We start from the raw sequence: 14,588 nt of genomic DNA on the forward strand, positions 1-14,588 counted from the left end.
ACAGTGCCCCCATCCCTAAATGGATAGGGGGAATTTAATCAAATGATTCATTTTATAACTGGAACTTGTTGCTCCAATACTGGTCTATAATTTTTTAGGATCTAAATAACAAGATTATGATATTACACGTTTTCTATGCTTTTCTTGTTGTGATCTGCATTGTCCCTATTGCTCCCGGTCTAATTGGTGTATTAAGCTCATCATTGAGTTATATCCCCTCCATTGGATTAACTCAGTTTACTCTGAATGGCTATCATGCGGCTTTTGAGTGGAGTGGCGTTTGGCATTCCATTTTATTAACGCTATCCAGTGCTATCATCAGTACCTTCTTTACTTGCATTATCTCCTTTGCCATTTTGCAAAGTGGTTGGCATCGTCCTATTTGGAAAAAAATAGAACCACTTCTAGCCCCTTTACTTGCAATGCCCCATGTTGCTTTCGCTATTGGGTTCGCCTTTCTTTTCTCTCCAACCGGAATGATTGCCAGACTCATTGCTCCCATAACTAATGAACCTTTATTTTCAATCATTAATGACCCGTTCAATATCGGTCTAATCTTAGTGCTTATCATTAAAGAAGTGCCTTTTTTGTTACTCATGAGCATTCCGATAATGCAGCAGCTCAATATTGATAAAACAATAAAAGTAACGACCAGTTTAGGCTATAAGCCTCATCAAATGTGGTGGAAGTGCCTTTTTCCTCAATGGCTAAAAAAAGCGCGCTTTCCTTTATTGGCGATCATTGCTTACAGCGTTTCAGTGGTTGATGTGGGTTTAATTATTGGATCTAGTAACCCCCCAACCTTTGCTGTTTTAGTTTGGCAATGGTTTAGTGATCCAGACATTAACCTTCAGCCTCGAGCGGGCGCAGGGGCTGTTATCCTATTTATCCTGTGTTTACTGCTAATTGCCATTCACCGCTTTATCGAATGGGGAATAACAAGCTATTGCCGAGCATGGCAAATCTCTGGCCGATTTGGATTTGTATTTCCAGGGCTTTCTTTATTTGGGATGGTTAGTAGCATTATTGTTATCTCTTTTCCTATTATGTGGGTATGGAGCATCGCACAGCGGTGGCGATTTCCTAATTTAACGCCTACTCAGTTCTCTCTACGGTTCTGGATTGAAGAATGGCCGAATATTGTCCCGACTATTGCTGACAGCCTTTTTATTGCTCTTATTTCAGCAAGTATCGCTCTTGTGTTGGCATTGATTGGGCATGAATATAGACTTAAATATCGTTGGCATATCCCGCCTCTACTGATAGCGATACCGATGTTAGTACCCCAACTCTCTCTTTTGTTTGGTATTCAAGTTGCTGCACTCTATTTCTCTCATGATTCTTATTATATTTGGGTGATTTGGTCACACATATTTTTCTCTTTCCCTTATATTTTTCTTGCACTAGATGGCCCTTGGCGTAGTTTTGATCAACGCTTAATTCAAACAGGATTAAGTTTAGGTAAGTCACCATTACATTGTTGGTTCACGATTAAGGCCCCCTTACTTTTTCCTGCCATTATTTATGCAGGAGCAATAGGGATCAGTGTCAGTTTGGCTCAATATTTACCAACACAGATGTTAGGAGCAGGAAGAGTGATGACGCTAACGACGGAGGCTGTGGCATTATCCAGTGGATTTGATCGTCGAATTACGGCACTTTATGCACTGTGGCAAGCGCTATTGCCTTTTGTTTTCTTTACGTTAGCCGTCATTATCGGTCGATATTATTCTCGTCATTCCCACATCAACATTAAGACAAGGAAGGTTGAAGGTCATGAGCCTATCAATAAAGAATCTCACCATTTTCACTCATAATGGGACTGAGTTATTGTCCTCTTGCTCTTTATCTGTAAATAAAGGGGAGGTACTGAGTATTATGGGGCCAAGTGGCTGTGGAAAATCAACACTATTAAACGTGATCGCAGGTCATCTAACGAATGATTTCAACTACTCAGGCAGCATCCAGTTAAATGGAGAAGACATTGATACTTTGGCTCCTCATAAAAGAAATGTCGGTATTCTCTTTCAAGAAGATCTTCTTTTCCCTCACCTTTCGGTATGGGAAAATCTTGCCTTTGCTTTGCCTAACGCAATTAAAGGAAAAGAACGACAAGCAGAGGCCATTAACGCATTAAAAAACATTCAATTAGACCATTTAGCTCACTCTTTTCCTGATCAAATATCAGGAGGTCAACGAGCTCGTATTAGTTTAGTCAGAATGCTTCTAGCAAAGCCCAAAGTCGCTTTACTTGATGAACCTTTTAGTAAATTAGACAAAGCACTTCGTATACAATTTAGAGATTGGGTATTCACACAACTCGCTGAAGCCAATATACCTACACTATTAGTAACTCATGATAATGATGACATTCCGAACAATAGCCAACACCTCTCTTGGCCAATGGAGATTCCCCATGCTTGATAAGTTCAGCATCCAACTTATACGTAAACCCTTATCAATAATGGCAAATCAATTAAATAAACTTGGTATAACCGCAAATCAAACGACGGTTTTTGGCTTCGTTTTAGGCTGCATGGCTTTTCCGGCGTTAATCTTTCAAGAATACAATATTGCTTTGGTTTTCATTTTACTAAATCGTATTTGTGATGGTTTGGATGGGGCATTAGCAAGAATCAACGGCATTACAGATTCGGGAGGATTTTTAGATATTAGCTTAGATTTTCTCTTTTATTCTTTAATTCCTTTTGGATTTATTCTCGCGAATCCAGAACATAACGCCATTGCAGGCGCATTAATTATCTTTTCATTTATCGGTACTGGCAGCAGTTTTTTGGCTTTTGCGGTGATGGCAGGAAAAAGAAATATAGATAACCCAGTCTACAAAAACAAATCATTGTATTACATGAGAGGGTTAACCGAAGGAACAGAAACGATTGGCTGTTTTGTTTTATTTTGCTTATTCCCTTTTCACTTTTCAATCATTGCTTATGTGTTTTCCGCTCTATGTTGGATCACGACAATAAACAGAATTTGGTCTGGGTTTCATACACTAAAAGACAGTGAAAAAAGCGATCAATGATAAATTAATCCTCTTTCTCATAAACTAAAAAAGCCACCGCAAGTAACCCTGCTGTGGCTTTTATGATTCTACTTATTGTTGAATAAAAATGAGTTTAAAAGTCATCAACAGCAAATAGAGTTTCCATATTCAAACCTTGTTGCGTCATTATTTCTCTTAAACGCCTTAACCCTTCAACTTGGATTTGCCTTACTCGTTCTCGAGTTAAACCAATCTCTCGGCCTACCTGTTCTAACGTTGACGCTTCATACCCTAACAGTCCAAAACGACGTGCAACGACTTCTTTTTGTTTTGGATTTAATTGACTTAACCAGCCAACTAAAGATTCGTTAATATCGTTTGTTTGTGTTTCGGATTCAGGATCGGCATTTTTCGTATCCGGAATAATATCAAGCAGTGCTTTATCAGATTCACCGGCAACCATTGAATCAACAGAAGCGACCCTCTCGTTTAAACGCAGCATTCGACTCACATCGCTTACTGGTTTATCTAGCTTTTCGGCTATTTCTTCTGGCGTAGGCTCATGATCCAATTTTTGGGATAGCTCACGAGCGGCACGCAGGTATACGTTTAACTCTTTCACTACATGGATTGGTAAACGAATGGTTCTCGTTTGGTTCATAATGGCACGTTCAATCGTTTGACGTATCCACCAAGTGGCATAAGTAGAGAAGCGAAAGCCTCTTTCTGGGTCAAATTTTTCAACCGCGCGAATTAAACCTAAATTACCTTCTTCAACCAAATCTAATAAAGCAAGACCACGATGGTTATAACGACGTGCAATTTTCACCACTAATCGTAAGTTACTTTCAATCATTCTAGATCGAGCGGCAACATCACCTTTCAAGGCTAGGCGACTGAAATACACTTCCTCTTCAGCGGTTAGAAGTGGTGAAAATCCAATTTCACTTAAGTACAGTTGAGTCGCATCCATTACTTTTTGCGAACTACTAACTTCAAGACGTTCAGATTTTTTTTCTGTCTTTGTCGTTAGTTCAGTTTCATCAACTGCGTCTAAATCAAACTCTTCAACTTTAGTTACTGCATTGCTTTTACTCATAGCGCCTCCCGATGGCGAGCCAGCAAGACATTACAACTCAGCTATGTCATCCCTGTTACGGTAAATACCGTTGTGGATTTACCGATTTCCCTCTAAAACGGATCTCAAAATGCAAACGAACGCTGCTCGTACTTGAGCTACCCATTGATGCGATTTTTTGTCCCGCATTGATGTTTTGACCTTCTTTCACAAACAATGATTCATTATGGGCGTAGGCACTTAAGTAATCGTCATTATGTTTAATAATTATTAGGTTGCCATAACCTCTTAACGCATTGCCTGCATAAACCACGGTTCCTTTTGCGGTTGAGATGATCTCTTGGCCACGTTGACCGGCGATATCTATCCCTTTATTTCCTTGGTCTCCTGTTGAAAACTTAGCAATGATTCTTCCTTTAGTTGGCCATAACCACGAATCTACCTTCTCCGATTTTTTTTCTACTGGTTTTGGTTTCGGTGTTGGCTTCGGTTTTGGCTTAACAACCGGCTTCGGCTTAGAAGATGTTATCGGTTTGTTAGATTCAACATACTCCTTCGATTTCGCCTTTTCAACCTTTTTTGTGCTTTGTTTTTGAACAGGTTGTGTTTTTGTACTAGCGGACGTAACGGGTTTTGCCGTACTCGGTGCTTTATTCGTAGCAACAGGAACAACGGCAACCGCTGTTGCAGTAGAGCTTGGGGTACCATTCTCTTTAATAACGGAATGACCATCATCACCGTACGCAGGAGCAATATATCGAGGGCCCCATAATTTTATTTTTTGTCCTGGCTGGATCACATAAGGTGCTTTAAGTTCGTTATATGCAATAAGCTCTTTAACATCTTTATTCGTTACATATGAAATAAAATATAACGTATCCCCGCTTTCAACCTTATAGTAACTTCCTCGATAGCTACCACGCTCAGTACCACCATAAGAAGATGCCTTACTATTAACGCTTGATACTGGCGCAGGACGATGTGGCCCCAATGAACAGCCAACAAGCAATAAACTAAGAGCTATCACACCCAAGTAAGAGAAAGAGAAGTATTGTTTTATTTTATCCATATTCACTTATGCTAAGTCCCCTGAAACTAAAGGCACAAATCGCACCTCTTCGATCACTTCAGAATGGAATTCATCTCCATGACGGGTAATTCGGAGCAATTGTTGTGACTCTGTACCAATGGGAATGACTAACCGTCCTCCCTCTTTTAATTGATAAAGAAGATCATTAGGGATGGATTCTGCGGCAGCGGTAACGATGATGGCATCAAACGGACTTTTACTTGGCCAACCATTCCAACCATCAGCATGCTTAGTTGAAATGTTATAAAGATCTAACTGCTTTAATAAGCGCTTCGCGTTCCATTGTAATGATTTAATGCGCTCAACAGAGTGCACGTGCCCTACTAATTTGGCTAATACTGCGGTTTGATAACCTGAGCCTGTTCCTATCTCTAACAAGTTGGAGTCATATTGAAGCTCCAATAGTTCCGTCATTTTTGCAACAATATACGGTTGAGAGATCGTCTGACCCTCACCGATTGGTAACGCATTATTTTGATAGGCTTGATGTGCTAATGCTTCAGGAACAAATCGCTCACGTGGCAATTGTCGGATAGCCAAAAGAATATCCTCATTGAGGATACCTTGCTGACGTAAGAATTGATCAAGTAACTCAGAGCGAGAATGCATCATTAATGAGTGCTCTCCGGCAATGGTAGCCATTCTTTCATCATTGTTAATGAATCATGTGCTGTTAAATCGACTTGTAAAGGGGTAATAGACACACTGTTATTAGCAATGGCATAGAAATCCGTGCCCTCTCCAGCGTCTTGCTTTTTCCCTGGAGGACCTAACCAATAAATGGTTTCTCCTCTAGGATCCTTTGCCTTTATCATGCTTTCAGAATGATGCCTTGCACCTAAACGAGTCACTTTCCAATCTGATAATTGTGAATATTCACAGTCCGGAACGTTAACATTCAATACTCTTTTGGTTGTTAATGGTTTTACTAAATGATTCTTAACTAATTCAACCGCAACCTGAGCTGCAGTATCAAAATGTGTTTTTCCGACCAATGACATTGCTATGGCTGGCAAACCTAAAAAATGCCCTTCTGTTGCCGCTGCAACGGTACCAGAATACAGCGTATCATCCCCTAAATTAGCACCATGGTTTATCCCTGTAATGACTAAATCAGGTAAGTTATCTTTCATTAACTCATTCAATGCAAAATGAACACAATCGGTTGGGGTTCCTTGTACTGAGTGAATATGCTCCGCAATTTGGCGGACACGAAGTGGAGATTCTAGAGTAAGAGAATTTGACGCGCCTGAACGATTACGATCAGGAGCAACAATAGTAATATCTGCGATATCAATAAGAGCTAAAGCAAGAGTATTAATCCCTTCAGCAAATACCCCATCATCATTACTTAGCAATATATGCAATTTCTTCACTCAGTTCTCCACTTCATTTCTTAAGTCGTTCTAATCGTATGTACGTTCAACTTCAATTTCTTGTAACAATTCACGAACGATAACCGTAGCAAAACTGCCCGATGTTAGTGAAAAGTTTAAGGTAAGTTGATCGCCTTCCACAGACCAATGTAGGTTCTCTGGATGTAATTCAATGCTACGGCGTTCATGACGCATACGGTTACCACGGATCAAGGCCATTAAGTCTGGTTCAGCATCCAGTTGTGGTTGCTCAAACGTTAATGCTTTCTCTGTCGTTGGCAGTTGATTATCACCAGCAAGTGCTGCACTGATTGATAATTCACCCTTTTTAATTTTTTGAATGCAGTCTTCTGACGTTACATTCTCATTAACCGTACGATCGTTTTGATCAAGTAGAATATCACCATCAACAGGTAGAGAGAAGTAACCCTCTGTTATTCTTTGAGAAATAATATGGTTAAAAATCCACGAACGCGCTGCTGATAGATAAAAACTGCGTTTCGTATTATCACGAGTACGGACATTTTCACGCCCCCAACGACGCGCTTCTGTTACGTTATTGCCTTCATGTCCAAAGCGTTGAGCACCAAAATAGTTTGGTACACCCGTTACTTTTACCTTCTCTAAACGAGCCAGTACATCATCCATATCAGTCACTTCAGTCGCAATTAACTGAAAGCTATTTCCGAGAAGATCGCCTGGACGTAATTTTTTATGATGACGCGTCATTTCTAAAATTTCGACACCAGGGTGTGCCACTTCAAATAGAACAAAATTCAAGTGATCACTTTTTGGAAGATGAACGCTTAACCACTGTTCAGTCACCGCATGGCGATCTTTCAAACCAGCCCAGCTGATGTCTTTTGATTTAACACCACAAAACTTAGCTAATTCATTCGCTACGTATTTCGTGTTTTCTCCAGTTTTACGAATTTTAACCATTAAGTGTTCACCTTTACCAGTGAACTCATACCCTAATACTTCTTTTACAATAAAGTGTTCAGGTAGCTGCTTTAATTTACCCGTTGCAACTGGCTTTCCGTATAACCATGAAAAAGTAGACATGATGTCTGACATAAGTTTGTCTCTAATTAATAAGATTTTTTAACTAACAGCACCACAGCTTCACAAGCGATGCCTTCTTTTCTACCAGTAAAGCCTAAACCCTCGGACGTGGTCGCTTTGACGTTTACATTATCCAAGCTTGTTTCTAAATCTTCAGCAATAGCAGCGCACATATGTTTAATATGAGGCGCCATCTTAGGGGCTTGTGCAATGATTGTGACATCCGCATTCCCTAGCTCTAAGCCTTTTTCTTTAACTCGACGATATACATCTCTAAGCAAAGCTCTGCTATCGGCGCCTTTCCATTTATCATCAGTATCAGGGAAATGACGACCAATATCTCCTTCCGCAATGGCACCAAGCAAAGCATCACACAATGCATGCAGTGCAACATCACCATCTGAATGAGCAATTAACCCTTGCTCATAAGGAACGCTGACTCCACCAATAATAACTGGGCCTTCTCCACCAAATTTATGTACATCAAATCCGTGTCCAATTCTCATTCGTTGATTTCCTTTTTCATTTTTTGAAGGTAGAACTCTGCTAAATCAAGATCTTCAGGTTGAGTTATTTTTAAGTTATCGGCCCGACCTTGTATGAGTTTAGGCTGATATCCCATAAATTCGATAGCAGAAGACTCATCCGTAATCGATAAGCCTTGTTCTAAACCTGTTTTTAATGCGGTATACAATAACTCGGTAGTGAACAGTTGCGGTGTTAATGCATGCCACAACACACTGCGATCAATCGTTGTACTGATGCTTAAATCTGAATTTGCCTGCTTCATCGTATCTCGAACTGGCGAGGCTAATATACCACCCAGATGATCCGGGATCACTGCTTCAATTAACTTAGCAATATCGCTATGGCGAAGGCAAGGGCGCGCCGCATCATGAACCATAACCCACTGACTTAATGTGTTTTTTTGTACGTATTCTAGACCAGAAAGAACAGAATCAGCACGCTCTTCCCCACCAGAGACTCGAATCACTCTCTTATCGGTAGCAATAGATAACGCATCAAAATATGGGTCATCATCGCTGATTGCAACAATGACCGTATTGACCATAGGAAAGGCCAATAAGTTTTCAATGGTATGTTCAATGACTGTTTTACCATCAAGTACTAAATATTGTTTTGGACGATCGGCTTTCATTCGGCTGCCAACACCTGCAGCAGGTACGATTACAGTAATAAATAAAGGAGACAATGACGACATTTTTTATTCCTCACTATTTTCATCAATAATGCGATAAAAGGTCTCACCTTTTTTTATCATACCGAGTTCATGCCTAGCTCGCTCTTCTATTGCCGCTGAACCTTTTCTTAAATCGTCGATTTCAGCAAACATTTGTCCATTTCGATTACGTAACCCTTGATTTACTTCTTCTTGAAGCTGAACATCATTGGATACTTGAGCGTAATCCGCCATGCCATTTTTTCCAAACCATAAGGTATATTGCAGCCAACCTAAGGCAATAATCAGTAAAACGGCGAATGCACGCATAGTAGCTCCGGCAACAAATGTTTGAGTTATAATGAAAAGAGCGCTAACTATATCAACCCCTCATTAGAACTTCACTAGCTGTATAGCTGAAATAAAAAAAACCGCCTCAAATGAGACGGTTTTTGTATCAAAATTCTAATCGAACGATTAAAGAATTAAGTCATACTCTCAAAAATTGAGATTATTGACCTTTAACTTCTTTAAGACCGTTGAATGGCGCTAGTTCACCTAGAGCTTCTTCGATACGGATTAGTTGGTTGTACTTAGCAACACGGTCAGAACGGCTCATAGAACCAGTTTTGATTTGACCTGCCGCTGTACCAACTGCTAGATCAGCAATTGTTGCATCTTCAGTTTCGCCTGAACGGTGAGAGATAACTGCTGTGAAACCAGCATCTTTAGCCATCTTGATTGCAGCTAGAGTCTCTGTAAGTGAACCGATTTGGTTGAACTTGATAAGGATTGAGTTAGTGATGCCTTCTTCAATACCACGAGCAAGAATCTTAGTGTTTGTAACGAATAGATCGTCACCAACTAGTTGGATTTTGTCGCCAAGAAGTTCAGTTTGGTGCTTGAAGCCAGCCCAATCTGATTCGTCTAGACCATCTTCGATAGATACGATTGGGAATTGCTCAACAAGACCAGCTAGGTAATGGTTGAACTCTTCAGCCGTAAATTTCTTACCTTCGCCTTTAAGGTCGTAGATACCGTCTTCTTTGTTGTAGAACTCAGAAGCAGCACAGTCCATAGCAAGAGTAACGTCTTTGCCTAGCTCGTAACCAGCAGCTGCAACAGCTTCTGCGATAACTTCTAGCGCTTCAGCGTTAGATTTAAGGTTAGGAGCGAAACCGCCTTCATCACCAACCGCTGTGCTGTAGCCTTTAGACTTAAGAACTTTAGCTAGGTTGTGGAAAACTTCTGCGCCCATGCGTACCGCTTCTTTAAGCGTTTTAGCGCCAACAGGTTGAATCATGAATTCTTGGATATCAACGTTGTTATCAGCGTGCTCGCCACCGTTGATGATGTTCATCATTGGTAGAGGCATAGAGAATACGCCAGGAGTGCCGTTTAGTTCAGCAATGTGAGCGTAAAGAGGCATAGATTTAGCAGCTGCAGCAGCTTTAGCATTCGCTAGAGAAACAGCAAGGATTGCGTTAGCGCCAAATTTTGCTTTGTTTTCTGTGCCATCTAAATCGATCATGATTTGGTCGATTTCAGCTTGGTTTTTCGCGTCTTTGCCGATTAGAGCTTCTGCGATTGGGCCATTTACAGCTGCGATAGCTTTAAGAACACCTTTACCTAGGAAACGAGATTTGTCGCCGTCACGTAGCTCAAGAGCTTCACGAGAACCAGTAGATGCGCCAGATGGAGCAGCAGCCATACCAACAAAACCACTTTCTAGATGAACTTCAGCTTCAACTGTTGGGTTACCACGAGAATCGATGATTTCACGACCTAGAACTTTAACGATCTTAGACATTGTGTTTCCTCTATTTTCTTTAATTTAAAAGCTAAAAATAGCTGCCACAACATTGGACAGCTACCCGTAAATCCTATTACTTTTCGAATTCACCGCGGGCATTTTCGCCTGCTGCTTTAACAAAACCTTCAAATAATGGGTGTCCATCACGAGGTGTTGATGTGAATTCAGGGTGGAATTGAGCAGCCACAAACCATGGGTGGTTAGGGATTTCAATTATCTCCACAAGCTTCTTATCAGCAGATAAGCCAGAGATCTTAAGACCGGCTTTTTCAAGCTGCGGAAGTAAATTATTATTTACTTCATAGCGGTGACGATGACGCTCTTCAACTGTTGCGTTACCGTAAAGCTCACGAGCTTTAGAGCCTTTAGCAAGATGACATAGTTGAGAACCAAGACGCATTGTACCGCCTAGATCTGATTTCTCAGTACGCTCTTCAACATTACCGTCGCCATCAATCCACTCTGTGATTAGACCAACAACTGGGAATTTAGTGTCTTTAGAGAATTCAGAAGAGTGAGCCCCTTCCATATTAGCAACGTTACGCGCGTAATCAATTAGCGCAACTTGCATACCCAGACAAATTCCTAAATATGGTACTGCATTTTCACGAGCGTATTGAGCAGCAAGGATCTTACCTTCAATACCACGGTCACCAAAACCACCAGGAACTAGAATTGCATCTAGACCTTCTAGGATTTCAGTACCTTTAGATTCAACATCTTGTGAATCTATATATTTAATAGTGACGCTCAAGCGATTTTTCAAGCCCGCATGTTTTAATGCTTCGTTTACTGACTTGTAAGCATCTGGTAATTCAATGTATTTACCAACCATACCGATAGTAACTTCACCAGTCGGGTTCGCTTCTTCATAAATTACTTGTTCCCACTCAGAAAGATCAGCGGCAGGAGCGGTAATACCAAAGCGTTGACACACTAAATCATCAGTACCTTGCGCTCGGATCAATTGTGGGATTTTATAGATTGAATCTACGTCTTTCATTGAGATAACTGCTTTTTCTTGTACATTACAGAAAAGAGCAATTTTCTTACGTTCGTTTGCTGGAATAACACGATCTGAACGACAAACTAAGATATCTGGTTGGATACCAATAGACAGTAGCTCTTTTACTGAGTGTTGAGTCGGCTTAGTTTTAAGCTCGCCTGCTGCAACCAAGTAAGGAACAAGTGTTAAGTGCATAAACATTGTGTGTTCACGACCTAGCTCAACAGCAAGTTGACGAATCGCTTCCATGAATGGCAGAGATTCAATATCACCAACTGTGCCACCAACTTCAACGAGTGCGATATCATGGCCTGCAGCGCCAGAAATAACACGTTCTTTAATCGCATTCGTAATATGAGGGATAACTTGGATAGTTGCACCTAAGTAGTCACCGCGACGTTCTTTACGTAGAACATCAGCGTAAACTCGACCAGCCGTAAAATTATTACGTTTAGTCATTTTGGTGCGAATGAAGCGCTCGTAGTGACCTAAATCTAGATCAGTTTCTGCGCCGTCTTCCGTGACGAATACTTCACCGTGTTGAGTTGGGCTCATTGTGCCTGGATCAACGTTGATGTATGGGTCAAGCTTCATCATAGTGACTTTTAAGCCACGAGCTTCAAGAATAGCTGCTAATGATGCTGCTGCAATACCTTTACCTAGAGAGGATACAACCCCGCCAGTTACAAAAATGTAATTCGTCGTCATACGTTACCTGAAATTGGTGTATTGAGGAATAAAATGGATTTTATCTGGACGGGAAATGAATATACCAGAACCGCTTTATGGCCACAACGTGAAAAGTATCACAGTTAATTGATTTATTTTTTGCTCCAAATCAATTCCGCTCACTTCGCTTCACATTTTCCCACTCAGAGTCTAGTTCATTTAAATCACATTGCTGCAAAGTTTTGTGTTTTTTAGCGATGTTCGCTTCAATTTGACGAAAACGGCGTTCAAACTTATCATTTGCTTTGCATAACACTTGCTCTGGATTTTTTCCTAAATGGAGAACTAAATTTACTGTAGCAAAAAGTAAATCGCCTAATTCTTCTTCTACTTTATTTTCATCCCGTGGATTTTTTATCGCCTCTTCTAAAACCTCTGCGACCTCTTCATTCACTTTTTCAGCAACCGGTTGCAGTTCATTCCAGTCAAACCCTACTTTTGAGCATTGTTTTTGTATTTTATTGGCTTTTAATAATGCAGGTAAGGCGGTAGGAATTGAATCTAAAATACTGTCATTCCCAATCTTAGACCCTGGGTCACTTTCCTGTTTATTTGCACGCTCTTGTTGCTTTATTTTGTCCCAATTAGCACTAATCTCATCATCCGTAGAAAGGACTTCATCACCAAAAACGTGTGGATGACGACGGATCAACTTTTCATTTAATGTATCTACCACATCACTAAAATCAAACAACTGCTCTTCTTTTGCTATTTCAGAGTAGAAAATAACTTGAAATAATAGGTCCCCAAGTTCTTCTTTTAAATTAACCCAATCTTTCTTATGAATTGCATCCACTACTTCATAGGTTTCTTCTATGGTGTGAGGAATAACAGAATCAAAGGTTTGCTTTTGATCCCACGGACAACCAGATTTCTTATCCCTTAACTGAGTCATAATTGAAAGTAACTGTTCCATATTATTTGGGGTTGTCATACCTATTTTCCTGTGATTAAAAACAAAAAAGCGGTGACCATTATAGTCACCGCTTTTTCAAAAATACATTCGCCTTAAACTAAAAGGCATTTAGAAAGCTTACTTTAATAAACCCAGTGCTGCCGTCGGCGCTTGTTTTGCTTGGGCTAGAATCGAAGAACTTGATTGAGTTAAAATTTGATTCTTAGTTAAGTTTGTCGTTTCTTTAGCAAAATCAACATCTTTAATTTGACTGTTTGAGTCAGAAATATTCTCATTGATGTTGGTTAAATTATTTACTGCACTTTCAAAACGATTTTGAAACGCACCAAGTGATGCACGATTACCATCAACATATTGTAATGCTGCATCAATCACATCAATAGAACGCTGAGCTCCACCAACGGTCGTCAGATTCATAGAAGCAACGGTATCGTCTGATTCCCCACCCATTTTCAACTCATTAGCGAGAGAGCCACTGAAGGTTAATGGAGAAGAGATAGTCTCACCAGACATGAATACTTGTAGAATACCTTTTTCAGTAACAGAAGCACTTAACTCATTTGTTTGGCCATTAATGTAAGTAGCCAACTCTTCAATATCATCACCCGATTTTGCGGCAATATTGATTTTTTGTTCATTACCATTTTTATCATTATATTGAACATTAAATTGCGTATTCTCTTTGCCTACCGTCCAGTTAATGTCACGACCTTCTTCTGCAAAATAAGATTTACCGCCCATCGTCGCTTCATCTGCTCGCATACTATTTAATGTCATCGCAACGGCTTCGCCTGAATCCGCACCAATTTGAAATGACTTAGTACCAAACTCACCATTAATTAAACGAGTTCCTGCAAACGATGTTGTTTCAGCGATACGATTCAATTCATCCGTTAGTGAGCTTGCCTCTTCTTGCATTGCATCACGGTCAGCATCGGTGTTTGAACCATTTGAAGATTGTAGTGATAAATCACGTAAACGCTGAAGAACATTTGTTGTTTCTTTCATTGCGCCTTCAGCAGTTTGAGCTATCGACATACCGTCATTGGCATTACGAACAGCAACATTCAAACCACGAGTTTGTGCTGTCATACGATTTGAAATTTGCAGACCAGAAGCATCATCAGCAGCGCTGTTGATTTTTAAACCTGAAGACAATTTCTCCATTGAATCCGCTTGAGCAGCTGTTGCATTATTCATGTAACGTTGCGCTGTCATTGCTGAGATATTTGTATTTACTGAAATTGACATAGTTCTTGCTCCGGGTCGGCTTCATTTATTGTTATAGGATTGAAGCCTATAATTCATCGTTGATACATTTATTTACGGCT

15 protein-coding genes are annotated in these 14,588 nt (G+C 40.3%); 3 read left to right on the forward strand and 12 right to left on the reverse strand.

Going from position 1 to position 14,588, the window contains the following annotated elements:
* Positions 1 to 119 precede the first annotated feature (119 nt).
* The 3 genes from AACV33_RS17325 to AACV33_RS17335 are packed head-to-tail and all read left to right on the forward strand — an operon-like array spanning position 120 to position 3,043.
* Positions 120 to 1,817, forward strand: a complete 1,698-nt coding sequence (locus AACV33_RS17325) for an ABC transporter permease (protein WP_370527104.1) — start codon at positions 120 to 122, stop codon at positions 1,815 to 1,817.
* Positions 1,777 to 2,424: an ATP-binding cassette domain-containing protein gene (locus AACV33_RS17330; RefSeq protein WP_182699462.1), complete on the forward strand. Its 648-nt coding sequence runs from the start codon at positions 1,777 to 1,779 to the stop codon at positions 2,422 to 2,424. The genes AACV33_RS17325 and AACV33_RS17330 overlap by 41 nt, the downstream gene beginning before the upstream one ends.
* Complete coding sequence (locus AACV33_RS17335; RefSeq protein ID WP_182699463.1) at positions 2,417 to 3,043, forward strand: CDP-alcohol phosphatidyltransferase family protein; 627 nt, start codon at positions 2,417 to 2,419, stop codon at positions 3,041 to 3,043. Before AACV33_RS17330 ends, AACV33_RS17335 begins: the two co-directional genes overlap by 8 nt.
* Before the next feature lie 94 nt (positions 3,044 to 3,137).
* Here AACV33_RS17335 and rpoS read toward each other — a convergent pair whose 3' ends face one another.
* The 12 genes from rpoS to AACV33_RS17395 form a co-directional block, all read right to left on the reverse strand.
* Entirely contained in the window at positions 3,138 to 4,103 is a 966-nt protein-coding gene (rpoS, locus tag AACV33_RS17340; protein WP_182699464.1) for an RNA polymerase sigma factor RpoS, read from the reverse strand.
* Between the two features lie 55 nt (positions 4,104 to 4,158).
* Entirely contained in the window at positions 4,159 to 5,151 is a 993-nt protein-coding gene (locus AACV33_RS17345; RefSeq protein ID WP_182699465.1) for a peptidoglycan DD-metalloendopeptidase family protein, read from the reverse strand.
* A gap of 6 nt (positions 5,152 to 5,157) precedes the next feature.
* Positions 5,158 to 5,784, reverse strand: a complete 627-nt coding sequence (locus tag AACV33_RS17350; RefSeq protein WP_017021326.1) for a protein-L-isoaspartate(D-aspartate) O-methyltransferase — start codon at positions 5,782 to 5,784, stop codon at positions 5,158 to 5,160.
* Positions 5,784 to 6,548 (reverse strand): 5'/3'-nucleotidase SurE, encoded by a 765-nt coding sequence (gene surE, locus AACV33_RS17355; protein WP_182699466.1) that lies wholly within the window; start codon positions 6,546 to 6,548, stop codon positions 5,784 to 5,786. The genes AACV33_RS17350 and surE overlap by 1 nt, the downstream gene beginning before the upstream one ends.
* A 30-nt stretch (positions 6,549 to 6,578) precedes the next feature.
* Positions 6,579 to 7,625 carry a tRNA pseudouridine(13) synthase TruD gene (gene truD / locus AACV33_RS17360; protein WP_182699467.1) on the reverse strand — a complete coding sequence of 349 codons (1,047 nt, stop codon included), beginning with the start codon at positions 7,623 to 7,625 and terminating at the stop codon, positions 6,579 to 6,581.
* A gap of 14 nt (positions 7,626 to 7,639) precedes the next feature.
* Complete coding sequence (gene ispF / locus AACV33_RS17365; protein WP_012550983.1) at positions 7,640 to 8,119, reverse strand: 2-C-methyl-D-erythritol 2,4-cyclodiphosphate synthase; 480 nt, start codon at positions 8,117 to 8,119, stop codon at positions 7,640 to 7,642.
* Complete coding sequence (ispD, locus tag AACV33_RS17370; RefSeq protein ID WP_012550984.1) at positions 8,116 to 8,835, reverse strand: 2-C-methyl-D-erythritol 4-phosphate cytidylyltransferase; 720 nt, start codon at positions 8,833 to 8,835, stop codon at positions 8,116 to 8,118. Before ispD ends, ispF begins: the two co-directional genes overlap by 4 nt.
* A gap of 3 nt (positions 8,836 to 8,838) precedes the next feature.
* Positions 8,839 to 9,123, reverse strand: a complete 285-nt coding sequence (gene ftsB, locus AACV33_RS17375; RefSeq protein ID WP_017021330.1) for a cell division protein FtsB — start codon at positions 9,121 to 9,123, stop codon at positions 8,839 to 8,841.
* A 181-nt stretch (positions 9,124 to 9,304) separates the two neighbouring features.
* Positions 9,305 to 10,603, reverse strand: coding sequence for a phosphopyruvate hydratase (eno, locus tag AACV33_RS17380; protein WP_012550986.1), 1,299 nt, complete (start codon positions 10,601 to 10,603; stop codon positions 9,305 to 9,307).
* Positions 10,604 to 10,679: 76 nt separating this feature from the next.
* Complete coding sequence (locus AACV33_RS17385; RefSeq protein WP_012550987.1) at positions 10,680 to 12,320, reverse strand: CTP synthase; 1,641 nt, start codon at positions 12,318 to 12,320, stop codon at positions 10,680 to 10,682.
* 130 nt (positions 12,321 to 12,450) lie between these two features.
* Positions 12,451 to 13,275, reverse strand: coding sequence for a nucleoside triphosphate pyrophosphohydrolase (gene mazG / locus AACV33_RS17390; protein WP_182699468.1), 825 nt, complete (start codon positions 13,273 to 13,275; stop codon positions 12,451 to 12,453).
* 99 nt (positions 13,276 to 13,374) lie between these two features.
* On the reverse strand, positions 13,375 to 14,508 hold the full coding sequence (locus AACV33_RS17395) for a flagellin (RefSeq protein WP_182699469.1): 1,134 nt from the start codon (positions 14,506 to 14,508) through the stop codon (positions 13,375 to 13,377).
* Positions 14,509 to 14,588: the final 80 nt, after the last annotated feature.

The organism is Aliivibrio sp. SR45-2 (assembly GCF_963890165.1).
Lineage (GTDB): Bacteria > Pseudomonadota > Gammaproteobacteria > Enterobacterales > Vibrionaceae > Aliivibrio > Aliivibrio salmonicida.